21 protein-coding genes are annotated in these 24848 nt (G+C 60.8%); 1 reads left to right on the forward strand and 20 read right to left on the reverse strand.

All coding sequences use genetic code 11. The annotated features are described in order from the left end of the window. Position 1 precedes the first annotated feature (1 nt). The 9 genes from cyoD to B5V02_RS28145 form a co-directional block, all read right to left on the reverse strand. Positions 2-394 carry a cytochrome o ubiquinol oxidase subunit IV gene (gene cyoD, locus B5V02_RS28105; RefSeq protein ID WP_111547302.1) on the reverse strand — a complete coding sequence of 131 codons (393 nt, stop codon included), beginning with the start codon at positions 392-394 and terminating at the stop codon, positions 2-4. Continuing rightward, entirely contained in the window at positions 391-1017 is a 627-nt protein-coding gene (gene cyoC / locus B5V02_RS28110; RefSeq protein ID WP_111547303.1) for a cytochrome o ubiquinol oxidase subunit III, read from the reverse strand. The genes cyoD and cyoC overlap by 4 nt, the downstream gene beginning before the upstream one ends. Then, entirely contained in the window at positions 1014-2990 is a 1977-nt protein-coding gene (cyoB, locus tag B5V02_RS28115) for a cytochrome o ubiquinol oxidase subunit I (protein ID WP_111547304.1), read from the reverse strand. Before cyoB ends, cyoC begins: the two co-directional genes overlap by 4 nt. Beyond that, complete coding sequence (gene cyoA / locus B5V02_RS28120) at positions 2987-3865, reverse strand: ubiquinol oxidase subunit II (protein ID WP_208647151.1); 879 nt, start codon at positions 3863-3865, stop codon at positions 2987-2989. Before cyoA ends, cyoB begins: the two co-directional genes overlap by 4 nt. Position 3866: 1 nt before the next feature. Further along, positions 3867-4898: a heme o synthase gene (locus tag B5V02_RS28125; RefSeq protein ID WP_111547306.1), complete on the reverse strand. Its 1032-nt coding sequence runs from the start codon at positions 4896-4898 to the stop codon at positions 3867-3869. Between the two features lie 368 nt (positions 4899-5266). Next, entirely contained in the window at positions 5267-6979 is a 1713-nt protein-coding gene (locus B5V02_RS28130; RefSeq protein WP_111547307.1) for a thiamine pyrophosphate-dependent enzyme, read from the reverse strand. 214 nt (positions 6980-7193) lie between these two features. Next, positions 7194-7700, reverse strand: coding sequence for a sigma-70 family RNA polymerase sigma factor (locus B5V02_RS28135; protein WP_111547308.1), 507 nt, complete (start codon positions 7698-7700; stop codon positions 7194-7196). Continuing rightward, a complete protein-coding gene (locus B5V02_RS28140) occupies positions 7688-8314 on the reverse strand; it encodes a helix-turn-helix domain-containing protein (protein ID WP_146606162.1) in 627 nt (208 codons plus the stop codon). Before B5V02_RS28140 ends, B5V02_RS28135 begins: the two co-directional genes overlap by 13 nt. Positions 8315-8482: 168 nt before the next feature. After that, complete coding sequence (locus B5V02_RS28145; protein WP_111547310.1) at positions 8483-9121, reverse strand: response regulator transcription factor; 639 nt, start codon at positions 9119-9121, stop codon at positions 8483-8485. 414 nt (positions 9122-9535) lie between these two features. On the opposite strand from B5V02_RS28145, the gene B5V02_RS28150 reads away from it, so the two are divergent. Next, a complete protein-coding gene (locus B5V02_RS28150; protein WP_245446270.1) occupies positions 9536-9859 on the forward strand; it encodes a response regulator transcription factor in 324 nt (107 codons plus the stop codon). Here B5V02_RS28150 and B5V02_RS28155 read toward each other — a convergent pair. The 11 genes from B5V02_RS28155 to B5V02_RS28200 all read right to left on the reverse strand — a co-directional run bounded on the left by B5V02_RS28155 (position 9750) and on the right by B5V02_RS28200 (position 24831). Beyond that, positions 9750-14024, reverse strand: a complete 4275-nt coding sequence (locus B5V02_RS28155) for a PAS domain-containing protein (RefSeq protein ID WP_167458705.1) — start codon at positions 14022-14024, stop codon at positions 9750-9752. The genes B5V02_RS28150 and B5V02_RS28155 overlap by 110 nt on opposite strands. Before the next feature lie 551 nt (positions 14025-14575). Continuing rightward, on the reverse strand, positions 14576-16228 hold the full coding sequence (locus B5V02_RS28160; RefSeq protein WP_111547627.1) for a fatty acid--CoA ligase: 1653 nt from the start codon (positions 16226-16228) through the stop codon (positions 14576-14578). Positions 16229-16326: 98 nt separating this feature from the next. Then, the gene (locus B5V02_RS28165; RefSeq protein WP_111547313.1) at positions 16327-17307 is read right to left on the reverse strand and encodes a 3-hydroxyacyl-CoA dehydrogenase NAD-binding domain-containing protein; all 981 of its coding nucleotides are present in this window, start codon (positions 17305-17307) and stop codon (positions 16327-16329) included. 3 nt (positions 17308-17310) lie between these two features. Beyond that, positions 17311-18255: a 3-hydroxyacyl-CoA dehydrogenase gene (locus B5V02_RS28170; protein WP_111547314.1), complete on the reverse strand. Its 945-nt coding sequence runs from the start codon at positions 18253-18255 to the stop codon at positions 17311-17313. Positions 18256-18331: 76 nt separating this feature from the next. Next, a complete protein-coding gene (locus tag B5V02_RS28175; RefSeq protein WP_111547628.1) occupies positions 18332-19117 on the reverse strand; it encodes an enoyl-CoA hydratase in 786 nt (261 codons plus the stop codon). A gap of 70 nt (positions 19118-19187) precedes the next feature. After that, positions 19188-20414 carry a CaiB/BaiF CoA transferase family protein gene (locus tag B5V02_RS28180; RefSeq protein ID WP_111547315.1) on the reverse strand — a complete coding sequence of 409 codons (1227 nt, stop codon included), beginning with the start codon at positions 20412-20414 and terminating at the stop codon, positions 19188-19190. Between the two features lie 39 nt (positions 20415-20453). Next, positions 20454-21257, reverse strand: coding sequence for an enoyl-CoA hydratase-related protein (locus B5V02_RS28185; RefSeq protein WP_111547316.1), 804 nt, complete (start codon positions 21255-21257; stop codon positions 20454-20456). A 68-nt stretch (positions 21258-21325) separates the two neighbouring features. After that, complete coding sequence (locus B5V02_RS28190; protein ID WP_111547317.1) at positions 21326-22546, reverse strand: acyl-CoA dehydrogenase family protein; 1221 nt, start codon at positions 22544-22546, stop codon at positions 21326-21328. Positions 22547-22727: 181 nt separating this feature from the next. Then, positions 22728-22895: a hypothetical protein gene (locus B5V02_RS40860; RefSeq protein WP_167458706.1), complete on the reverse strand. Its 168-nt coding sequence runs from the start codon at positions 22893-22895 to the stop codon at positions 22728-22730. Positions 22896-22959: 64 nt separating this feature from the next. Next, on the reverse strand, positions 22960-24339 hold the full coding sequence (locus B5V02_RS28195) for an NAD(P)/FAD-dependent oxidoreductase (RefSeq protein ID WP_111547318.1): 1380 nt from the start codon (positions 24337-24339) through the stop codon (positions 22960-22962). A 276-nt stretch (positions 24340-24615) separates the two neighbouring features. Continuing rightward, the gene (locus B5V02_RS28200; protein WP_111547319.1) at positions 24616-24831 is read right to left on the reverse strand and encodes a hypothetical protein; all 216 of its coding nucleotides are present in this window, start codon (positions 24829-24831) and stop codon (positions 24616-24618) included. Positions 24832-24848: the final 17 nt, after the last annotated feature.

A 24848-nucleotide genomic window follows, 5' to 3' on the forward strand; every position in this document is an offset into this window, starting at 1 on the left:
ATCAGTAGTGCATCTGCATATCCATCAAATCGGCAGGCATCATGCTGCCGTTCAGGTTGGTCATGATCACCAGGGAACCGGCCATCACCAACAGGACGATGAGCACGCCAAACGCGAGCGCCATCACGTTGTTGGTGTTGTCCGGGCCGGTCGTGATGTGCAGGAAGAACACGAGGTGAATGCCCATCTGGGCGATCGCGAGGACGGCAAGGCCGAGGGGGACACCGGCTGCCCAGAGCAATGATGTGTTGGCCACCCAGAACGACAGGGCTGTCATGATCACCGCCAGTGCCAGCCCGAGCGTGTAGACGAGGGCGCCAGCGGAGATTGGCTCTTCCTTGTCGGTTACTATCGACCGGTCTCCGGGAGCGCGATTGTAGCTCGTTGCAGTCATGGGGTGACTCCCATCAAATAGACGACCGTGAACAGCCCGACCCAGACGATGTCGAGCGCGTGCCAGAAGAGCGAAAAGCATTGCAGGCGACGCAGTACGGCAGGCCGAAACCCTTTCACCGCGACCTGCGCCATCATCGCCGCAAGCCAGACCAATCCAGCGGCGACGTGCACTCCGTGACAGCCAACGAGAGCGAAGAACGACGATAGAAATGCGCTGCGTTGAGGGCTCGCGCCTTGCGCAATCATGTCGGCGAATTCGCGGATCTCGAGAGCGAGGAACGCGGCTCCGAGGACGAATGTGAGCAAAGCCCCCACATAGGTGCCGAGGCGGCTTCGCGAGTTGACCGCCAATGCCATCAGCCCGCATGTGTAGCTCGACGCTAGGAGACAGGCGGTTTCGATAGCGACCCTGGTCTGGTTGAACAGCTGAGCACCGCTCGGGCCACCCGCGGTGGCATGCCGGAGGACCGCATAGCTCGCAAAGAGCGCCGAGAACATGACGATATCGCTCAGCAGGAAGATCCAGAAGCCGTAAGCAACAACAACGCGCTTTGGGGCCGGACCGGCTTCGCTCGCGCTCGGCAGTGGTTCACCGGCCTCAACGGCAGCGGTAACATTCATATCGCGACCTCCGACTGGTGAGCCCGATCGAATTGGGCAAGCTGCGCTTCCGGCACCTCGGTCTCGTCCTCATCGCGAAACGCAAAGATGAGGATCGTCAGGAACGTGCCGAATAGCCCCAGCCCGGCCATCCACCAGATGTGCCAGATCAGCGCGAAGCCGATGGCGACGGCAAAGAAGGCGTTGACGAACCCGACTGGGCTGTTCTTCGGCGTTTCGATCGGCTCGTATTGGAGCGGCGGCACTTGTTCAGCGTTGGCGCGTTGCTTCGTGACCCAATAGTTGTCCCGCTCAGCGACTTGCGGGAGTACCGCAAAATTCCAGGCCGGCGGCGGCGACGCGGTCGACCATTCCAGCGTGCGGCCGTTCCACGGATCTCCGGTCACGCGAAGCCGGTCGCGGTGGCGGATCGAGACGACGAGTTGCACGATCTGGCTGACGATGCCGCCCAAAATGATCACGGTGCCGATCGCTGCCACGACCAGCCATGGCTGCCAGGCGGGATTGTCGTAGTGCTGCATGCGCCGGGTCATGCCCATCAGGCCCAGCACGTAAAGCGGCATGAAGGCGACGTAGAAGCCGATCAACCAGCACCAAAACGATGCCCTGCCCCAGCGCTCGTCGAGCTTGAAGCCGAATGCCTTGGGGAACCAGTAATTGTAGCCCGCCATAACGCCGAACACGACACCGCCGATGATGACGTTGTGGAAGTGGGCGACGAGGAACAGGCTGTTGTGCAGCTGGAAATCGGCCGGAGGCACCGCCATCAGAACGCCGGTCATACCGCCGATGACGAAAGTCACCATGAATCCGATCGACCACAGGATCGGCACCTCGAAGCGCACGCGTCCGCCATACATGGTGAACAGCCAGTTGAAGACCTTCACGCCCGTCGGCACCGCTATGATCATGGTCATGATGCCGAAGAAGCCGTTGACGTCGGCGCTGGCGCCCATGGTGAAGAAGTGATGCAGCCAGACCAAGAACGAGAGGACGCAAATCGCCATCGTCGCGGCAACCATTGAGCGGTAGCCGAACAGCGGCTTGCCCGAAAAGGTCGAGACAACCTCCGAAAAGATGCCGAATGGCGGAAGGATCAGGATGTAGACCTCGGGATGACCCCAGACCCAGAACAGGTTGACGTACATCATCGCGTTGCCCTGTCCGTCGACCGTGAAGAAATGAAAGCCGAGATAGCGGTCGAGCAGCAGCATCCCCAGGGTGGCGGTCAGGACCGGGAAGGCAGCAACGATGAGCAAATTCGCCGCAAGTGAAGTCCAGCAGAAGACGGGCATGCGCATGTAGCCCATTCCCGGTGCCCGCAATTTCAGGATCGTGGTGACGAAATTAATCCCCGTCAGCAGCGTGCCGACGCCGGATATCTGCAGCGACCACAGATAGTAATCGACACCCACACCTGGCGAGAATTGCAGCTCGCTGAGCGGCGGATAAGCGATCCATCCCGTTTTGGCGAACTCACCAACGACCAGAGAGATGTTGATCAGCAGCACGCCCGAGGCCGTCAGCCAGAAGCTGACCGAGTTCAGCGTCGGGAAGGCGACGTCGCGCACGCCAAGCTGTAGCGGCAGGACGAAGTTCATCAAGCCGATGACGAACGGCATCGCCACGAAGAAGATCATGATGGTGCCGTGCGCCGAGAAGACCTGATCGAAATGCTCCGGCGGCAGGTATCCTTGAGCGCCGCCGGCGGCGACGGCCTGTTGCGCCCGCATCATGATGGCATCGGAAAATCCACGCAGCAGCATGACCAGCGCCAGCAGGAAATACATGACGCCGATCCGCTTGTGGTCGACGGATGTGATCCATTCGCGCCACAGATACGGCACATAGCCTTTCAGCGTGACCCACGACAGGATGCCAACGATGGCGAGCACCATGAAGGCCCCTGCTCCCATGATGATCGGCTGGTCGAAGGGGATGGCGCTCCAGTCGAGCTTGCCAAGTAGGTTCATTTGTCTGTCCTCTGTGTCGCCAGATCTGCGAGCCGCGCGGGATCGTTCGGCTCCGCCGCTAAGCTCACGATTTGGTTGAATAGGTCGGAAGCGACGCCTCGATAGGTGAAGGGCGCAATCGCTTCGCTTGGCTTGGCCAGATCGTCATAGGCTTGCGCGTCCAACATCGGACCAGCGTCGCGCGTTGCGTTCACCCACTGTGAGAAGGCTGCTTCTGGCACTGCATCGACGGCGAACCGCATGTCGGCGAAACCCTCGCCGCTATACTGGGCCGACAGTCCTCGGTAGGTTCCAGGATGATCGGCCTGCAGGTGAAGGCGCGTCATCATTCCCGCCATGGTGTAGATCTGGCTGCCGAGCTGCGGCACGAAGAAGCTGTTCATCACGCCCGAGGAGGTCAGTTCGAAGCTGACAGGAGTGCCAGCCGGAATGGTCAATCGATTGACGCTTGCGATGCCCTGGTCGGGATAGATGAACAGCCATTTCCAGTCGAGCGAGACCACCTGGACCCTGACAGGGTCGATCGTGGAGGCAATCGGCTTGCCCGGATCGAGGTCATGTGCCCCGACCCAGGCAACGCCGCCAACCAGCAGTACGGTCATGGCAGGGATCGACCAGACAAGCAGCTCGAGACGGCCCGAATACTCGAAATCGGGCCTATAGCGAGCGCGCCTATTCGACGACCGAAACCAGAAGGCGACCCCGAGCGTGGCAAGGATGGTCGGGATCACGATCGCGAGCATGATGCCGAGCGAGTTGAACAGAACCTGCCGCTCGGCAGAGGCAATAGGTCCTTGTGGACTGAGAACGCCTTCCGAACAGCCCGCGAGTGTTAGCGCACTGATCAAGCTGGTAGCGAGCAACCTGAGCCGCATATCAAACCTCATCTGTGCCGATAGTGATGTATGTGCCTGCGGCTAGGGCTGCGCGGGGCAGTCCTTCGGCATGGACAGTCCGGGAACCGGACACAGGCGTGGAGCGCTGCGGCTGATCGGCGTGATCGACCAGAAGCGCTGCAAACAACACGAACAAATAGAAAATGGAGAACGCGAACAGGCGGCCAGGAGCGCGGCGGTCGGCCTTGTCGCTGCTATACAACCGGATCGCGAGTGCGACAAGATTTGCGCCGCATGCGATGGCTGTCGCGCCGTAGATCGGGCCGGCAAACCCGAGCGCCCACGGCAGCACGGAAGCCGCGGACAAGAGCGCGCAATAGATCAGAATCTGCCGCGTCGTTGCGGCGCGTCCTGCAACGACCGGCAGCATGGGAACGCCGGCACGCGCATATTCATCGCTGCGGTTGAGGGCCAAAGCCCAGAAATGCGGCGGCGTCCAGAGGAAGATGATGAAGAACAGGACCAGCGGTTCGATCCCGATTTGAGCAGTTGCCGCGGCCCAGCCGATGACCGGAGGCAGGGCGCCGGCAGCACCGCCGATGACGATGTTCTGGGGCGTGAGCCGCTTCAGCCACGCCGTGTACACAATGACGTAGAACAGGATTGCGAGCGCGAGCAGCGCGGCCGCTGTGACGTTGGTCGCCAGGGCAAGTACCGCGATTGCCGCTACCGCAAGAACAATCCCGAATACGAGAGCTTCGATCGGCGAGACCTTGCCGCGGGGGACTGGCCGCATCGCAGTGCGCGTCATCACCGCGTCAATGTCTGCGTCGTACCACATATTGAGCGCGCCGGCGGCGCCGGCCCCCGCAGCAATCGCGAGAACTGCGACGAACGCGTTGAGCGGATGCAGGTTACCCGGGGCGATGGTCAATCCAACGAACGCGGTGAAGACAGCAAGAACCATAACGCGCGGCTTCATGAGCATGCAGAAATCAATTGCACGAATGTGCAATATGCCGGCCTCGTCGCGAGCCTGGCTAAACTGGTCAGCAATGGTCTTGACACTCATTCCTGCTGCTCCGAGTTCATTCGAATAGAGGCCGTTAATATCGTCATCGCTGTCGGTCTCCGTTCGTCACACTTGCATCGTCCAAGTGAGTTATGCTTGTACGGTGCTGCTGAACCGGGGCCGATCGTGCTCAAAGAAGGGGCTGCAATGGCACTTCTGCTTTGGTCGTCGGAGACGTGCGTTTGTCGGCGAGACAGACGCACCCTGTCTCGGGAAAGGCTATTCGCCGCGCTCACGCGGTTCAGTGCCATGACGATCCAGTGGAAAAAACCGGCGCCAAGCCCAACGCCAATTCCGTAAGCCGCTGGGCTGTCGACATCATCGCCGACAGCAACAGAGCCGGATTTGCTCGGCATGGCGAAGCCACGTCAAAGGAAGTTTTCCCTGACCATTTCCCAGACATCCCCTCCTCGGCCGTGCAAGACGGCGCGAGCTGAATAAAGCGCCATGCCAGCTGTTGGGGCCGCGGCCATGAAGGGTGGCATGACCAGTTGCAACGGGCTGACATGCACGTGCAGCAGCGCAGGCCCCGGTTGCGCAAGCCAGTCTTTAACGCTGCCTTCGAGGTCGTCCGCCTTGGAGACGGTTTGGCCCCAGAGACCCAGCGCGCGCGCGACGCCGCCAAAGTTCGGGTTCTTCAGCCGAGTGAACGTGTCGAGCATGCCCTCGGCCTTCTGCTCGATCTCCACGAAGCCGAGCTTGCCATTGTCATACACTGCAATCTTGATGGGTAGTTGCTCCTGGACCACGGTCATCAGGTCACCGAAAAGCATTGAAAGTCCGCCATCGCCGGCCAGACAGATGACCTGGCGGCCTGGCTGAGACTTCTGCAACCCAAGGGCTGACGGCATCCCGCCGGCCATGGTTCCATGCAGCAGACTGGCAAACGTGCGCCGCTGACCATTGGTTTCGATGTATCGAACAAGCCAGGCGGCCGGCGTGCCGTCGTCCGCGGAAAACAGCGCGTCCTTTGCGGCATGCCGGTTGATCGCTTCGGTAAGATAGGTTCCGGGAATACAGCCGCCGTGACCCGCGACAGCTTTGGTCTTTTCCGATTGCCTGGCTTTCGCGTAGCGCCGCACATATTGGTCACGGAAGGAGGCGTCGGTGCGCTCGACCAGTTTCGGCAGCAACGCCTCCAGGGTTGCTCTCACGTCGCCAACAACACCCTTTGTGATCGGATGCCGTCGCCCCAGATGTGTCGGGTCGATATCGACCTGAACGATCTTCGCCGAGTCGGGATAGAACTGCCGCCAGGCAAAATCGGCCCCCAGAAGAAGCAGCGTGTCGCAGTCGAGCAAGGCGTGATAGCCGGCCTCATTGCCGAGCATCCCGGTCATGCCGATGTTGTAGGGATTGTCGAATTCGAGGAAGTCTTTGCCGCGCGAGGTATGAGCGATCGGGGCCTTCAGCCTCTCGGCGACGGCCAGGACTTCCTGATGCGCCCCCTGGCAGCCGGATCCGCCATAGATGGCAAGGTTTCCGCTGCTGTTGAGTATCCCCGCGATTTCGTCGAGATCACCATCACTCGGTCGAACAACGGGCTGTGAAAGATGAACTGCGTACGGTATGTCGTCGGGTACAGTCGACGCCGAAACGTCCGCCGGCACGATGAGAACGGCAACACCCCGCTTCGACAAGGCGGTCTGGCAAGCGATGACGGTTTTGCGCCGCGCCTGCTCCGGCGTATAGATCATATCGCAGAAGACGCTGCAGCTTTTGTAGATTTGTTTAAAATCGACTTCCTGGATGAAATCGAAGCCCAACTCATCGCGAATGATCTGGCTCGCAATGAGAATGACCGGCGCGCGGTTTCTGTTTGCTTCAAAAATCCCGTTGATGAAATGGAGGCTACCAGGACCGCAACTTCCGGCGACGGCCGTTAAGTGGCCCGTCAGCTGCGCTTCGGCCTGAGCGGCGAAGGCGCCGGCCTCTTCGTGCCTCACCGATACCCACTCGATCTTGCTTCGCTCGAGCGAACGCGCGATCAGATTGAGAGTGTCCCCCACGACGCCATAACAATGTTCCACGCCTGCGCTCTGCAGCGTTTCAACGATGATATCTGCTACTTGCCTGCTCATGCCGTCCAACACCTGATGAGACCCCTCTAGGGTCTCAATATGCGGGGTTCGCCCATGGCTGATCTTGGTTGGGACTGCGAGGACTTGGATCAGATTGCTGCTGTGGTTTGGCAAAGACACGCGTCACAAAAAAATGCGCCACGGTGCTGCGATCCGTGATCCGTCCCGTCGACCATTGAACTGCGTTCGGCGAAAAGCCAGACACCGCCCCGCTTCACGAGTTTCTATGCAGCGGATGGTCGTCGCCCAGAATCGATCGCAGTTCCTCTCTTCCCCCTGCAATCCGCGACGCAAGCGTGCCGAGCGCAATGCCAAGCACATTCGCTGCGTCGGCATAAGAAAGGCCCTCAACAGCGACCAGCGTCAGCGCGGCGCGTCGCTCTGGGGCAATCTGCTGCAGGGCCGACAGCACCTCGGCCGCAGCGACCTTATCGGGCTGCCGCGCCGGAGCGGCGCCCGCGTCAATCGTCTCGGGCATCAGCGCCTCGGCATGGACATGGCGCCTGGTGCGACGCAGCTGATCGACGAAGAGTTGGTGCATAATCGTCAACAACAGGAGTCGCGGCGGCTCGCCCGATCTCCAGCTCTCGAAACGAGACAGCGCCATTTCCAAGCAGTCCTGCACGAGGTCGTCAGCCGCGTCGCGGTCGCGCAGCAGCGAGCGCGCATGGCGGCGCAGCCGAGGAATCTCCTCATTGATTGCCCGCCTCAGCGGCGCCACAAGGTTTCGCGCTCGCGACGCCAGTTAGCCGGGCTTTGGCCAAAGGCATGCCTGAAAAGCTTGGACAAATGTGCCTGGTCGGAAAACCCGACGGTCAGGGCGATTTCGCTGAGCGAAGCTGGGCTGGTCAGCATCAGGTGAGAGGCCTCCTCCAACCGTCGCCTCACAATGTAGGCGTGCGGCGGTTCTCCGAATGCCTGTTTGAACGAGCGTGAGAAGTGGGCTGTACTCCGCCGCGCAACCTCGCTGAGATCACTCGCGTGGATCGTTCGATGCAGGTTCCGGTCGATGAAGGAACGAACCCGGGCGATCTGCCAACCTGCCAATCCACCCGTTCTGGAATTGTTGACGCCTGAACGACGCTCGATTTCCAGCTGGAGAATGGATGACGCGGCTGCCAGCGATGTCCTTGCCGCGTCCTGGTCATGCTCGATCTCGCTTTGGGCTGCTTCAAGCAACAACACGAGGCTGTTTGCCAACGAGCCAAACTCGAGATCCATTGGAGATGAAACATCCGCGGCATCGCTGTATGGCCGTTCCATATCCGAACCCTCGACAAACACTGCGTACCAGCCGGGGCGAGCTTCATGCAGGCTCTCAAGAGAGCCGAACACGAACTCGGCCGTGGTGACAGGCAGTTTGATGGTTTGGAGTGGCGCGATCTATTGCACGCGGGTGGCGCGGAATAGGGTCATGGTTTCACTGGACTGAACTTTGGCTTACACCGGGAATAACCGCAGACCGAATGTCGTTGGAACAACCCCGGTCGACGCGGCTGCGCCTCAGGAGTACTGCGGTTCCTCATCAGGCACGAGTTGCAGTTTTTCCGCCATTCGGCTGAGCGCGAGAAGCGAATTGGCCTTCATCTTTCGCATCAAACGGCTGCGGTGCACCTTCACAGTGGCTTCGGCGATGCCGATATCGCCGGCAATCTGTTTGCTGAGCCGACCGCGCGCGACCTCGATCATGATCTCGCGCTCCCTGGGACTCAGCGATGCGAAGCGCTCCCTGAGGACGACCAGACCCTCTTCATTCTCCCGCCGGGCTCGATCACGCGCGAGGCCGAGCTGGATGGCGTCGAGGAGTTCCTGATCGCGGAACGGCTTGGTCAGGAACTCAATGGCGCCGCCCTTCATCGCCTGCACGGACATGGCGATGTCGCCATGTCCGGTGATGAAGATGATCGGGATCTCCCTGTTCACCGCGGCGAGCTGGCGTTGAAGATCAAGGCCGCTTCGTCCGGGCATTCTGACGTCGAGCACCAGGCAGGTGGGACCATTCGGTGGGTCCGACTCAAGAAACTCGGAAATCGACGCAAACAACCGAGCCTCTAGGTCGAGCGATCGCAACAGACGCCCGATCGAGGCTCGCAGGGCTGCGTCGTCGTCGATGACAAGGATGGTAGCGTTCGCGTCGGACATTGGTGCTGCTCGCGATCAAAGGGCGGACAAGTGAGCCTTTGTCTCGGTCTGCAAGGTTCGCGTGCTCCTTTGTTACAAGTTTAGTCCCGGCCAGTGGGCGTGAACAGTCTCATTCTCCGTCAGCGATGCGCGCGGGCGTAAACGAAAGTTTATGGCCTCTGTCATCTGCCCGGTGGGCATCCAGCAGTACTGCTGCGGAATTCGCTTTCTGGCATAAACCAAAGTTTACAAAGACCAGTATTGCTCCAGCATCGTTCTTTGGCGCAGGCTGACCCCAATCGCATGGGATGCGGGGCGTTGTCGGGGCGCCCGCATTGCAGGTCGTGCGCAATCCGGAGCAGACCTATGCCGGTGGCGTCGTTGGTCTCAGTCGTCGATGACGATCAATTCTTTCGCGAATCCATGACGAGGCTCATGAGATCGCTTGGCTATGACGTAGCGGCCTTCTCTTCGGCGGCCAATTTCCTCGCGTCGCCTCGTCTCGGCGAAACCGCCTGCCTGATCGCCGACATCAATATGCCGGTGATGACCGGGCTGGAACTCCATGAGCATCTGATAGAAGCGGGTCATGCGATTCCTACGATCCTCGTTACGGCCTACCCCGACGACCTTGACAAGGCTCGTGCGATCAACGATGGGGTCGTTTGTTACCTCCGTAAGCCGTTTGATGAGCGGCATCTGATACGGTATCTCCGTGAGGCTCTCCAGTTCGGTCAGCCGAGCGGCGAGAATTCGTGAGGTTCCTGCCGGCGCCGGGCAAGGAGAACCGAAATGCGGCCCCACCTGATGCGATCGTTTCTGCCCATAGCTGGCCGCCATGGGCATCGATGATCGAACGGGAGATCGACAGTCCCATCCCTACGCCGTTCGACTTCGTAGTGTAGAACGCTTGGAAAACCCGCTCAAGATGGTCCGGATCGATGCCCGGCCCTGAATCGCACACGGACACGCGAACGTCACCGGTCTGGGTTTGCTCGGCGCTGATCAACAACTCGCGCGGCCCCGCCTCGACCGTGCTCATGGCTTCGACAGCGTTCAGGATCAGGTTCAGAACGACCTGTTGCAGTTGAACACGATCACCCTCGACGGGAACCAGTGCCTCCGCGAGGCGGGTTCGGGCTGTGACTCCATTCGTGGTGATAGCGCTTCGTGCCAATCCGATCACTTCGTCGATCGCCTCGTTCAGGCCGAAACGGGACTTTCGAGGCGGTGCTTTCTTAATGTGATCACGGATACGGTCGATGATACCTCCGGCCCGGTCGGCATCGTCGACGATGGAGGCGAGCGCTTCGCGGATTTCGTCCAGATCCGGCGGATTTCTGTCCAAGAAGTGTATGGCCGCACGGGCGTTGTTGCGCGCCGCAGCAATCGGTTGTGTGATTTCGTGAGACAGCGAGGCAGCCAGTTCTCCCATAACGCTCACGCGGTTCATGTGGGCGAAATCCGATTGCATCTGATCCAGTCGCGTCAGCGCTCGTATGCGATCCTCGATGTCAGTCAGCAGAACGTACCAACGCACGATTCGCCCGGAGTCATCGCGAATTGGGACGCCACGGTTGTCAAACCACCGATATTCGCCATCGAAGCGCCGCAGACGTACTTCGTAGCTGAAAGGGATTCCGGAGACCGTCGCTCTCTTATAAATTTCAAAAATACGGGGAAGGTCTTCAGGATGTACCACATCGTTTGTCCCCCAGTTCTTCAGCCATTCCAGCGAGCGGCCAAAATACTCTAGGACCTGGCGATTGACGGTCTCAAGGTTACCGCTGGGGTCGTTGACCGTGATGAGACCGGCTATCCCGTCAATTGCTGAACGTGCACGTCGTTCGCTCTCAAGCAGCGCTTCCTGCGCGCGCACCATGGCTGTCACGTCTGTACTGGTGCCTCGATAGCCAAGGAATTCTCCATTGGAGTCAAACAACGGTTTGCCGCTGGCCCTCACGTGCATCGGAGCGCCATCGCCGCCCACAGCGCAAAATACGAAGTCACGAAACGGCTCGCGGGCATCAATGGCTGCCAAAGCTGCCCGCCACTTCTCCGGTTCCGTTTCTAGGTCGAGCACGTAGTCCAAGCTCGACGTTCCGATTCGACGCGCCGCGTCCGAGCCAAACGCGTTCTCGGTCAGCATCGTGAACTTGTAGTCTGCATCGATCTCCCAAAACCAATCGGAGGCGGTCTCGGCGAAGTCACGGAACTTCGCCTCGCTCTGCCGCAATCCTTCCTCGGCGCGCTTGCGCTCCGTCACGTCGAGCTGCGTCGTGACAATCTCGAGAAGTTCCCCGCTGGGGGAGAACATAGGATGGCCAATTGTTTCGAGATGCTTGACCGTCCCGTCGGGCAGTATAATTCTGTACCCGATCTCATAGCCTCTTTTCTCGCCCACCGCGCGTTGAACCACGGCGTTCAGCCGGTCGACGTCGAGCGGGTGGACTCGTTTGAATACGGCTTCGCGGCTCGGAACCCCCTCGGTCGGATCGAATCCCCAGATGCGGTAAGTCTCGTCCGATCCGTAGAGAATCTTCGTCTCGTTGTAGGCCGACACACCACTGTGACTCAGCCTCTGCGCTTCAGCCAGATAGGCCTCGCTGCGGCGTAGCTGCTCTTCAGCTTTCTTGCCTTCATCAATGTCGACAGACAGGCCATACCACTGGACTATGTGTCCCTGCCGGTCGCGTAGAGGCTCGCCACGCGTATGGTGCCAGCGAAACTCGCCGTCCGCTCGACGAAGGCGATGCGTTGCCTGGTACGAGGTTCCGGTCTGAACTGAATTTTGGAAGGCCCTTGTAGTTTCAGGAAAGTCGTCGGGATACAGGAAGGCCTCCCAGCCGCCATTCATGAAATCCTCGAATCGCATGCCGGTATAGTCCAGCATGCGCTGATTGACCTGAGTCGGTTCGCCGACGGGATCCGTTGACCAAAGCAGACCTGGTACCGTTTCGAAGATCTGACGAAGCCTATGCTCGCTTTCCCGTAAGGCCTCTTCGGCCCGCTTGCGCTCCGTGACATCCATCTGTGTGGCGACAACCTCGAAAAGCTCTCCGCTGGCGGACAACACAGGTTCACCGATCGAATCGAGGTGTTTGACAGTGCCATCGGGCAGGACGATTCTGTAGCTGTGCGAGTAGGCCCTTTTCTCGGTGAACGCGAGTTGAACCCCTGCAAGCACCCGGTCCCGGTCGTCTGGATGAAGCCGTCCGGCCATCGTTTCAAAGTTCGGAATACCCAGCGACGGATCAAAACCCCAGATGCGGTAAGCCTCCTCCGAGAAAAAGAGGACCTTCGACTTGTTGGCTGCCGTCGCACCGATGCGACTGAGTCTCTGTGCTTCAGCCAGATGGGCTTCGCTGCGGCGGAGGCGCTCTTCGGCCTTCTTGGCTTCATCGATGTCGACCGACAGGCCGTACCACTGGACAATGCATCCTTGTTCGTCGCGCAGAGGCTCACCACGAGCATGATGCCAACGATATTCGCCGTCGGCCCGACGTATACGATGCACAGCTTCGTAGGAAGTTCCGGTCTGGATTGCGTGAGAGAAAGCCTTTGCAGTTTCTGCAAGGTCATCGGGATGGAGGAATTTCTGCCAACCAAGACGCACGAGATCCTCAAATCGCACACCGATATAGTCCAATGCGCGCTGATTGAGTCGAGTTTGTTCGCCTTCGGGCCCCAGTGACCAGAGCAAGCTCGGCACGGTTTCAATGATTTGACGGAGCTTTTGTTCGCTTTCCCGCAGCGCTTGCTCGGCCTGCTTGCGCTCCGTCACGTCGAGCTGCGCAGAGACGATTTCGAGAAACTCCCCGCTCGCGGAAAACACGGGCTCGCGGATGGATTCGAGATGCCTGACCGTTCCATCGGGCAGAACAATTCTGAACGCGTTCGAGGAGCCTGTTGGGTCGACGAGCACGCGGTCGATGTCCGCACGCATCCTGTCCCGGTCGTCGGGATGAACCCGTTGAAACACGGCTTCGCGATCCGGAATGCCTTGCGCCGGGTCAAACCCCCAGATGCGGTACGCTCCCTCCGACCAATAGAGAGATGCCGAGCCGTTGTAGGCCGAAGCACCGCTGTGACTGAGCCTCTGTGCCGCGGCCAGAATGGCCTCGCTGCGGCGCAGACGGTCTTCGGCTCGTTTGGCTTCGTCGATGTCGACAGAAAGGCCGTACCACTGGATGACGTTTCCCTGTTGATCTCGCATAGGTTCGGCACGGGTATGGTGCCAGCGATATGCGCCATCCGACCGACGCAGACGGTGCACAATCTCGTAGGAAGTTACGTTCTGGATTGCCTGCTGGAAAACTTTTGCCGTTTCCGGACGGTCGTCGGGGTGTATGAATGTTTCCCAACCACTACCAATAGTTTCTTCAAATGGCGCGCTGATATAGTCCAAGATGCGCTGGTTGACATAGGACATGTTGCCGTTGGGTTCGGCCAACCAGATGAGTCCTGGCACTGTCTCAAAGATCTGACGGAGCTTGTATTCGCTCTCCCGAACGGCCTCCTCCGCGTTCTTTTGATCGTCAACGTCGATCAGGACGCCGTACCAGCGGAGAACGCGGCCATCGCTGCCCTTCAGTGGTGCTCCACGAACATTGAACCAGCGATGCTGGCCATCCGCTCCGCGAAATCTGCAGACCACATCGGAAGGACTCTTGGTCTCGAGATTTGCGAGCCAGTTCTTCACCTTGAAAGCGACGTCATCGGGATGAACTCTATCCACCCATCCCCAGCCGGTGATTTCGTCCAGCGGCGCGCCAAAATAGTCGAGCACACGCTTGTTGACGTACTCGATATTGCCCTCGGGCTCGGCTTGCCACACCAGCGTCGGAAGCGTTTCCACCAACAGGCGAAGCTCTTGCTCGCTGCGGAACGGAGCCGCTTCGGCTCCGTCACCGTCCTTTGACACGGGTCGCTCCATGGCCGGACTCCAGATTCGGACCTGCCTGTTGCCGGAGACGGCCATGTCGCAGAGGACCGCTAACGATCCGGCAAAGGTGGCACGGTCATCTTACCCGTTACGTCGGAAACGGACCATATCCCCTCGCCTCATTCGGGCGATTGGCGAAAATTCCGGGGGTCTCACCTCATCCTTCGAGACCAACGCTCTGCAAGGCTGGTGTGGGCAAAATCGTGCGAATGCACTTGAGCAGGCGAGTTCACCCCGCCAATCCCATGTATGCGATGATGAGGGCTTGTCCGAAATGCAGCGAACCGGTTCATCTGCTGCTCGCTTCTCATGGCGGAAGTGGGCCCGAAAACGGCCTGTTCGCTGTCGGTATATTAGCGAGAAGCTTAGCCGGGAGGGATACCCGTCGCTTGCATCTACCTGCTGCTATTTGGTTGTTTCTGCGCACTCCATCGCCACGCGCAAGGCGGCCCAAACAGTCCTCGCCTGTCCCGGGTTGCGATAGCGTGCAGCGCGTTCTGCGCTTCGGCATCCGTGGGTGCGACTATGCGTCAGTGTTCGCCGTATTGCTCTCTAAGCTTTTTCTTGTCGAACTTGCCGACGCTTGTCTTGGGCAGCGCATCGACAAACAGGATCTTGTCCGGAATTCCAAATTTCGAGATCACGCCGGCATCGGCGAAGGTTTTCAAATGCGCCTTTATTTGCGTGTCGCTCACATCGCCGCCGGTGTGTGCGTCCCGGATGATGAGCGCCAGCGGCCGCTCGCCCCATTTGTTGTCCTTGACGCCGATGACGGCGGCTTCCGACACACCCTCGCATTGCGAGATGAGATCTTCGAGCTGCAGCGATGACACCCATTCGCCACCGGTCTTTATGACGTCCTTGATCCGGTCGACGATGCGGACGTATCCGCCGGGCTCGATGACGCCGATGTCGCCGGTGTGCATATAGCCGCCGGCCCACAATTGCTCTGACGCTTCGGCATTGTCGACATAGCCATGCGTGAGCCACGGCGCGCGCACGACGATTTCGCCAGGCGTTTTCCCATCATGCGGCAGCTCGCTGCGGTCCCTGTCGAGCAAACGGATGTCGGCCAGCGGCGCGGCCATGCCGGCCTTGGTGCGGATATCGATCTCCTCATCGGAGCCGCCTGCCAGATCCGCGGATTTCACCTGCGCCAGACAAAGCAGTGGTGCACTCTCCGACATGCCGTAGCCGGCATAGACATCGACGCCGAGCGCCAGCGCCTGCCTGGCAAGCCCCTTCGGCAGTTCGGATCCACCGATCACCATCTTCAAGCCGGCGAGATCGGTGTTTGCCGCCGTGGCCGCGCCAAGCAGCATCTGCAGGATCGTCGGCACACCGTGGGTAAAGGTTACGCCTTCGGTCTTGATCAGCCTGAGGAGCACGGCGGCATCGTAACGTCCCGGATACACTTGCTTGACGCCGGACAGCGTCGCCGTCCACGGAAACCCCCAGGCGTGGACATGAAACATCGGAGTGATCGGCATATAGACGTCGTCGCGGCAAAACCGGCCTTGTTTCGCAGCGCTGCCGAGGAAGGCCATTTCAGCGAGCGAATGGAGAACCAGCTGGCGATGGCTGAAGTAGACACCTTTCGGCGAACCCGTTGTGCCGGTCGTATAAAAGGTGGTGGCAATCCTGTTCTCGTCGAAGTCCGGGAAATCGTAGTCGGGCGAAGCGCCGCGCAGCAGCTCCTCATATTCGCCGGCGAAGGAAAGGTTGCCTGTTTCAGGCGCCGTTCTGTCCGACATCAGGACCAACGTCTTCACTTTGGGCAGCTGCGGCTTGATGCCTTCCAGAACCGGGACGAAATCGTCATTGACGAGAAGCACCGAAGAGCCCGCGTGATCGATCGTATAAGCGATCTGTTCCGGCGACAGACGCACGTTCACCGTCTGCAAGACAGCGCCCATCATGGGGACGGCAAAGTAGGCCTCCAGGAACCGGTTGCTGTCCCAGTCGAGCACGCCGACGGTGTCGCCGGCGCGCACACCAAGCCTGTCGAGGCTGTAGGCCAGCCGCCCGATGCGCTCGCGCAGCTGTCGGTAGGTGAACCGCGCCCTGTCGCGATAGACGATCTCCTGATCGGGCGCCTGCAGGAGCGGTGTATGCCACAGTTGCTTGATGAGCAGCGGATAGTGATAGGCGGACCCGGCGACTTGTATGGGCGTTCCTGCCATGGCGGCGTCCTCGATGTGTGTCACGCGTCGGCGCGCGATGGCGAGGACGCCGGCCAAATGGCTTGATGATGGCGGGCCTCACTTGGCCCGCCTCGGTTCTAGGCGACGCGGTTGGCCTTGCTCGACCGCGCCGCTTCCGCATCCGCCTTGTTCCGCAATTCCAGAAGTCCAAGCAGGACCTCGTCCCGCTCCGCGGCCAGATCGTCGATCGACCGCGAGCCGACCTCGGCGTGAACTCCATCGACCAGCTTCTTCTGCAGCTCCGGCGTCAGTTCCGGCGAACCAAGCACCTTCCACCAGGCCGACATCGGACCGGTGAACTGCTGCAGGAAATGCTCCATGCCGCCCTGGCCGCCGCCGAGGTGATTGAGCAGAACCTGGCCCATGATGCCCCACCGCAATCCTGGACCCCAGGAGACCGCGGTGTCGGCGTCGGCGACGCTGACGACGCCCTCGCCAACCAGCCAATACACCTCGCGGGCAAGCGCTGCCTGCAGGCGATTGGCGACATGCCCGGGCACTTCCTTGTGCAGGCGGACCGTTTTCTTGCCCAGACCCGTGTAGAATTCCGATGCGCGCCGGATCGTCTCCTCGGATGTCTTGGCGCCGCCGACGATCTCGACCAATGGCACCAGATGCGGCGGATTGAACGGATGCGCGATCACGCAGCGTTCGGGGTGGTTCGGGCACCCCGACTGGATCTCGCTCATCGTCAGGCCGGACGAGCTCGAGGCGATGATCACATCGGACGGCAGCAGTTCGTCGAGCTGGCCGTACAGCTTCTTCTTGAAGTCGATCCGCTCCGGTCCGTTCTCCTGGACGAGGTCGGCGCCCTTGACGGCCTCCGCCATGTCGGCGCTGAAGGTCAGCCGCATTGGCGATGCCCCTGGGGCGAGCCCCAGCCTGTCGAGCGCCGGCCAGGCCGCTTCGACGAAGCGCCGCAACGACGCTTCCGCATTGGGGGCGATGTCGGTCGCCACGACATCGAGGCCCTTTGCCAGGAATTGTGCCGCCCAGCTCGCGCCGATGACACCAGTACCGATAATGGCGACCTGAGAGATCTGTTTGCTGCCAGCCATGGTTCATTTCTCCTTCGAGGGGATTTCGGCGTAGGCAATGCCGGTGAGGTTACCTTGGGCGAAGAGAAACGCCCGGTTCTTGGAACCATCGAGCTGTGCGACATAAACGGAGCCGCCGAGGTCGGTGAAGAACATCCGATTGCCGGGAACATCGAGCGCGATACCGATGCCTTCCATCAGATCGCCGACGAGGAGCTCCGGTGCGTAGCCATTTCTGGCGGGCGCATCGATCGAGGCACGATTGACGGTATTGCCAGCCGGCGGATTGCCGCGATCCGTCCAGTAGAGAAAGCGGCTTTCGAGATCGAGCTCGAGATCGATCGGCTCGGGCAACTCATCGAACCATGTTTCGATGTCCGTGCGACTGGCGGCATCCTCGCCCTTGGGCATCTCTATGCCTGCCCGGAAGATGCAGCCGAGGCCGGCATTGTCTGGACCCTTCTGCGTCCAATAGATGTGCCCACGCACCGGATCGATCGTAATACCGACGCACCATTTGGTGAGATCTCGGCTGTCGTCTTCGCCCTCACCCGTCTGGACCAGCGTCTCGACATTGGTGCCATCGAGGTTTGCACGCATGACCCGCATGCCCTCGCGGTCGCACCAGTAGAGCTTGCCGCTCCGCTTCTCCAGGTGGATCTGCTTGGGTGTGTGGGTGATGCCCTGCGGAATGATGACCTTGCGATTGCTGCCATCGAGGTCGGCGCGTTCGATGGTGCCGTCGTTGAGGTTGGGCACGCCCATATTGGTCCAGTAGAAATGGCCGGCCGCGACATCGACGACGATGCCATCAGGAACTCGACAGCCGGTGACGATGACCTCCGGGCTGGAGCCGTCCGAGTTCATCGCGTGAATGCGCCCACCACTCGCCTCGAGAACGAACAACCGGCCAACCGTGTCCTTGCTGCCCGATGTTGATTTCGACTTCGTCGCGGAAGCGTCGTTCATGGGTCTCTCCTTTTACGGCCTGGGGGCCTCGATACCGAAGTGCGGCATCCTGCAAATTCGATCGTCGCCAACGGCGCTACGCGGCCGCTGGAGGTTTCCTGGTTTTGGTGAAGTCAGGAGGGCGCTTTTCCACAAAGGCCGTCAGCGCTTCCTTCGCCTCCTCGGAGCGGACATGGACGCTGAACGCCTCGTTCTCGGCCTGCATCGCCGCCTTGACCTGTTCGCGGAAGGAACGCTTCAGAAGTCGCTTGGACGCTTGCAGCGCACCAGCCGGTTTCGCTGCCAGCTTGCGCGCCGTTTCGGTCGCCACCGGCAGCAGGTTCTCATCGAGCACGACCTGCGTGACCAACCCCAACTCCGCGGCGCGCCTGGCATCGAACGCCGATCCCAGCAGAATGAGCTCAGCCGCACGGATGTGCCCGATCGCAGCCGGAACGGCGTAGCTCGAGCCAAATTCCGGCACCACGGCAAGGTTGATGAAAGGCATCTGGAACCTGGTGCTTTCGCCCGCATAGACGAAATCGCAGTGCAACAGCACGGTGGTTCCGCTGCCGACTGCGGCGCCGCGCACGGCCGCAACGATCGGTTTGCCGAAATCAGCCAGCGCATTCATGAGTCGAGCCTGGGGAGATTCTCCAGCGCCTGGAGGATTCTTCAGAAAGTCCTGGATATCGTTGCCGGCGCTGAAAGCATCCCCTGCGCCGTGCCAAAGCACGACGCGGACGCTGTCGTCCCTGCCCGCCTCATTGAAGATATCAGCGAGCTTCGCGTACATGGCCGAAGTCAGCGCGTTCTTCTTTTCCGGCCGGTTGAGTTCAATGCGAAGTATGCCTTCGGACCGTTCCGTCACTATCTCATCCATCGTCTTCAACTCCCGTCCGTCCAGGATCTGTTTAAGCTCGGCAAAGCTCGAGCAGCTGCGGTGCTTTGCTCTAGGCGGCACGCCCTGGCGCCTTCGGAACGGTGCCGCCGGCGTGCAAGCTGTCTATCTCGCCGGCGTTGAAGCCAAGCTGCTTCAGGATCTCCTCGCTATGCTCACCAAGCTCGGGCGCGCGTCGGGCCGGAGCCTTGATGACGCCATGCACCTGCAGCGGGCTGCCGATCGTGAGGTTGAGGTTGCCGCCGGCGCCCTCCAACGGCACGACAATGTCGTTCGCCTTGAGCTGCGGATCCTTGATCACGTCGGCAGGCGCCTGCACCACGCCAAAGGTGAGATGGGCGTGTTCGAAGACTTCGATCCAGTGCGCCATCGGCTGCGCGGCGAACGTCTGATCCAGGATCGCGGTGAGCTGCCCCGAATTCGCTGCCTGTTTCGCAGGGTCCGCGAAGCGGGCATCCGCCAAGAGATCCGGACGGCCGATCGCATTGGACAGAGCCGGCCATTTGTCCGGCGTCAGCACGATCAGGAACCATGTGTCGTCAGCTGCCCGATAGACGTTCAACGTCGCGTTCGGCGGGTTGGCGCGATCGTGCAACGGGAAGAACGTGGCTTCGGCGAGTGCTGCCTGTGCCATGACTCCGGAAGCCCAGACGCCTGCAGAGAGCAGCGAGGTGGTAACGTACGAGCCCTTTCCGGTGCGTTCACGCCGGTAGAGCGCGGTGACGATTGCCGAATAGAGGCTGACCGCCGTGGCATGATCGCCGCTGCCGGTAACCGGGAATGTTGGTGGGGCACCGGCATCGCGCGTCAGCGACAGCAGGCCGCTTCGCGCCCAGTACGCCGTGAGGTCGAAGCCCGGGAGTTGGGCGTCGGGTCCGCTGTCGCCATAGCCGGTGACGTCGGCATAGATCAGGCGCGGATTCCACGGCGCGACATCGTCATAGCCGAGCTTCAGTTTTTCGCGGGCTGGGTGCGGCGTGTTGACGATCAGAACATCCGCCCACACGACCAGCCGCCGCAGGACTTCCTGCGCTTGCGGCGACTTCAGGTCGAGCGACAGTCCACGCTTGTTGCGATTGTTGAGATGCCAGGGATAGTTGTCTTTTGACCGCGGTTGCGGCGGAACCTTATAGCCAATGCGCCACGTGTCGCCGGTTGGTGGCTCGACCTTGATCACGTCGGCGCCGAAATCGGACAGGATGACCGCAGCGGCCGGCCCCGCGATAAAGCTGGCCAGGTCGACCACCTTCAGTCCGGCGAAAATGTTGTCGGTTGCCATATGGGCTGTCCTTTCTGAATTCGTATGCGTCGGGTTCGTTCAGCGTCCACGGAACTGTGGCGCGCGCTTCTCGAGGAAGGCGGTCGTGCCCTCCTTCTTGTCTTCGGTTGCGGCGCACAGCCCGAAGTAGGAGGCCTCGAGCAGCAGGCCTTCGCCCTGGCTCGTCTCCATCCCCTTGTTTGCCGCCTCGAGCGCGAACCTGATGGCAATCGGAGCGTTGGCGGCGATCTTCTGCAGGATCGCCTCGGCGCGTGTGATCAGCTCAGGGGCCGGAACAATCTCGTTGACCAGACCGATGCGATACGCCTCCTGTGCTGTGATCATCTCACCCGAGAGGATGAACTGAAGGGCGCGGCCCTTGCCGACAAGCCGCGGCAGTCGCTGCGTTCCGCCGCCACCGGGCACCAGGCCCAGTGTGACTTCCGGCTGGCCGAACCGCGCTGCTTCCACCGCGATCCTGATGGTGCAGGCCATCGCCGTCTCGCAGCCACCGCCGAGCGCAAATCCGTTCACGGCCGCAACGACCGGCTTGCCGAGATTCTCAACGAGGTCCAGCACCCCTTGCCCGAAGCGACTGGACTGTTCAGCCTCGAACGCAGAGACCCGCGCGAGCTCGCTGATGTCGGCGCCGGCGACGAAAGCCTTGTCGCCGGCGCCCGTCAGAATGACGCCGCGTATCGCGGCATCGTCGCGAGCGTCCTCGAAGGCCTTTCTCAAATCCGACCATGTCGGCGTGTTCAGCGCGTTGAGGACCTTTGGGCGATTGACGGTGACGTAGGCAATATTGCCCTTCTTCGCATAGAGGACGTTTGCGAGCGCCAGGCCCGCCGTTTCCACGGCCATGATGATACTCCTGTTCAGGAAAGGGGGGGCGAGCCAGGGCGGGGGGAGCGACCCTGGCTCGCCGCTGCTCACACGAATGCGCCGAGGCCGGTAATGGCTTTGCCGACGATCAGGTTTTGCATCTGATAGGTGCCTTCGTATGAGTAGAGCGCTTCGGCGTCGTTGAAGAAGCGCGCGACATTGTAGTCGGCAACGATGCCGTTGCCGCCGAGCAACTCGCGGCCCCACGAAACCGTCTCGCGTGACTTTGCCGTGCAGAACGCCTTGGCCAGCGAGGCGTGGTGGTCGGCGAGCTTGCCTTCGTCATCCATCTGCGCCAGGCGGACCATCAGGCACTGGCACGCGGTCACGTTGGCGAGCATCTTGGCGAGGATGTCCTGCACCATCTGAAACGAAGCGATCGGCTTGCCGAACTGCAGACGTTCCTGCGTGTATTTCAGCGTTGCTTCGAACGCGCCCATCTGGATGCCGGTCGACGCCCAGCCGACCATGTAGCGCGTCATCCGCAACACGCGGGCGGTATCGCGAAACGAATTGCCGCCCTGCAGGCGGTTGGCTTCCGGTATGCGGACATCCTTCAGTGTGATCTGGCCGTTCTGGACTACCTTGAGCGCAATCTTGTGCTCGATTTTTTCGACGCTGAATCCGGGCGTCGTCTTGTTCTCGACTATGAAGCCCTTCACCTGATTGTCGGCAAGGTCACGCGCCCAGATGATCGACACGTCGCACCACGTCGCGTTGCCGATCCAGCGCTTCTGGCCGTTGAGCACCCACGTGTCGCCCTCGCGCTTGGCGGTCGTGGTCAGCCCTCCGCTCGTGCCCGAACCGACTAGTGGCTCGGTCAGGCCGAAGCAGCCGATCTTTTCCCAGCGCGCCATCGGCGGCAGCCACTTCTGCTTCTGCTCCTCGGAGCCGTCGAGATAGATCGAGCCCATGGCGAGACCACTATGCACGCCGAAGAAGGTGCAGAACGAAGCGTCGACGCGAGCCAACTCCATTGCGACGAAGCCGAAGAGCTTCTGGCTTCCGCCGGCGCAGCCGTAGCCCTCGTACCCAAGGCCGCCGAGTCCCAGCTCCTTGAACGAAGGCAGCAGCTCGAAGGGAAACGCGTCTTCGGACCAGTATTTGTTGATGATCGGCTGGACCTTGCTCTCCATGTAGGCCCGTACCTTCTTGACCACGGCCAATTCGTCGGGGGTCAGGACATCGACAAGTTGATAGAAGTCGCTGTTCGGCGCTGGCAAAGGCTTCGCCTGCTTGTCCTCCTTGCTTGCGGTCGCCACTGCCATCCTCGTTCTCCTGCTCGATTGTCCGATCTCTCGGAATGAAGTGTGTGAGCAGGACTATGGCTTCGGCGGGCGCTTTCTTCTTGGAGAACTCTGCCGCGGGTAGGACGCCTGTGCCCGATCTTACGGATCCGGGGTTCGTGCATGGAGCGGCGTGAATTGCGGCCCGGAGCGGGATCAGAAATCAGGAATGACCGGTGATTTTGTAGCGCCCGGCGAGCACGGTTTGGCCGTAACTGCCAAATGGCAGGGAACTGCGCCCGGCAATTCGCTCAATTTCGACGAACACATCGTAGCGCTGCTCCACGCAGAGCCTCGCAAGCGGCACGGCAAGGAAGGTCGCCGGAGCCAAGCGACGTCACGTCCGACACCGGCGCGGCCGCTTCGAGAGATCGTCGCTTCGCGCAGCAGATGGATTACGGCGCCGTGGTTTGTTTGGTCGTGACCGCCGCATCTGCGGGTCGCGGCGCTTCAGAAATTGTAGAGCGCGGCGCCTCGGAGATCAGCCGCGAACTGCGCTGACCGGTCAGATACGACCACAGCCATTGTGATTGAACCCGCCAGCGGTTCTGAAGCTGGGGGAGAGCCAACAGATGAACGAAAGCCCATATAAACCATGTCAGGAACCCAGCCGTCTTGAGATGACCGGACTCCAGGATGGCGAAGTTCTTGCCGACAACCGCCATGTTGCCCTTATCCCGATACCGGAACGCCCGCTTTGGTTCGCGCCCCCTGATTTGATCGGCGATCAGACGCCCGACATAACGCCCTTGCTGGATGGCCGCCTGGGCAACGCCGGGCACGGGTCGTCCGTCTTGCTGTATGGAAGCAGCGTCACCGACCACGAATATCTCTGGTTGACCCGGTAGATTGAGGGAAGGCTCGACCAGCGCCCTGCCCGCGCGATCCGTTTTGGTACCGAGCATCTGGATGATCGGTGATGCAGCCATGCCTGCCGTCCACAACACGGTCGCGCTTGGAATTCTTTCGCCTCCCGCGATCACACCCTGTGCGTCGACACGGTCGACCTTGACGCCGAGCAAGATCTTGACGCCGAGCTTGGCAAGGTGTCTGGCAACCTTTTTCGACAGTGACGGAGCAAAGCTCGGAAGAACCCGGTCGCCTCCCTCGATCAAGGTGATGGTGCTGCTTGCCGGATCGATCTGCCTGAAATTCCGACGCAGCGTGACCCTCACCATCTGCGCAATCGATGCCGCGAGTTCGACACCTGTCGGTCCAGCACCGACGAGCACAAAATTCATCTGGCGGGCGCGTTCATTCTCGTCATCGGTCGCCTCTGCCATTTCGAACGCGCTCAGGATCTTGGTTCTGATCGTCTCGGCGTCGGTGAGATTCTTGATCCCCGGTGCAAAGGCGGCGAACTCGTCGTGACCGAAATAGCTCGGACGCGTGCCTGTCGCGACGACGAGGAGATCGAACCGCACCTTGCGAGTGCCTATCCCGGGAAGGATGACATCGACCGTGCGATGGGTCGTATCAACATCAACGACGTCGGCGAGCATCACATCCAAATTGGCTTGCGTCGCTTCCAGCTGCCGGATCGGCGCGGCGATCTCGGACGGTGAAAGCACTGCGGTCGCCACCTGATAGAGCAGAGGTTGGAAGATATGATGATTGCGGCGATCGATCAGAACCACGTCGGCATCGGATTTCTTGAGGGCCCGCGCTGCGGCAACTCCGGCAAAACCGGCGCCCAGGATAACGACCCGCGGCCGCGCGGTGCGTGAACCTTCACCGTCAACGGCGTTTTCAGAGGCTTCGGTCACAGCCAACATTGCTCATCACCTCATGGTTCGGGTCGTGCAACAGGCCGATCTGACGACCACGCAATGGAATAGCTCGCGAGAGGCAGGCTTTCTTGTAAGGACTTGCTGCGACCCGAAGCGGGCTGCCACATTCAGTCGCGCCGATTCAAAAGCTGTTCGCCCGGCAGGAAGCCTTGGAATTGCCCGAGGCTGGCAGAGCCAACTGGGGATCACGTGGCGCGCTCGCGTAGCTTGTTCGGCGAGGGAAGCCGACAACCCGCGGAATAGCGCGCTGATAGACTAAGCTCAGCGCTGGCGAGACGAGTGCGAGCGCGTCGCCAGGACAGGCTTACGCTGCACTTCACGCAGCGCAATCGGCAGTTGGCGCGCCTGAACCATGACGGCATGGCGAGCAGTAGCCGGTCCAGCCCCCCGCATGTAGTACAGCTCCGGCCGGTAGCGCGGCCAGAAGAAGTCGCGGGCGGTCGAACCAACTTTGATGATCAGAGTGCGGACATCCATTGTACGTCTCCTTTGGT

The sequence above is a fragment of the Mesorhizobium kowhaii genome (genome assembly GCF_003253745.1).
Lineage (GTDB): Bacteria > Pseudomonadota > Alphaproteobacteria > Rhizobiales > Rhizobiaceae > Mesorhizobium > Mesorhizobium kowhaii.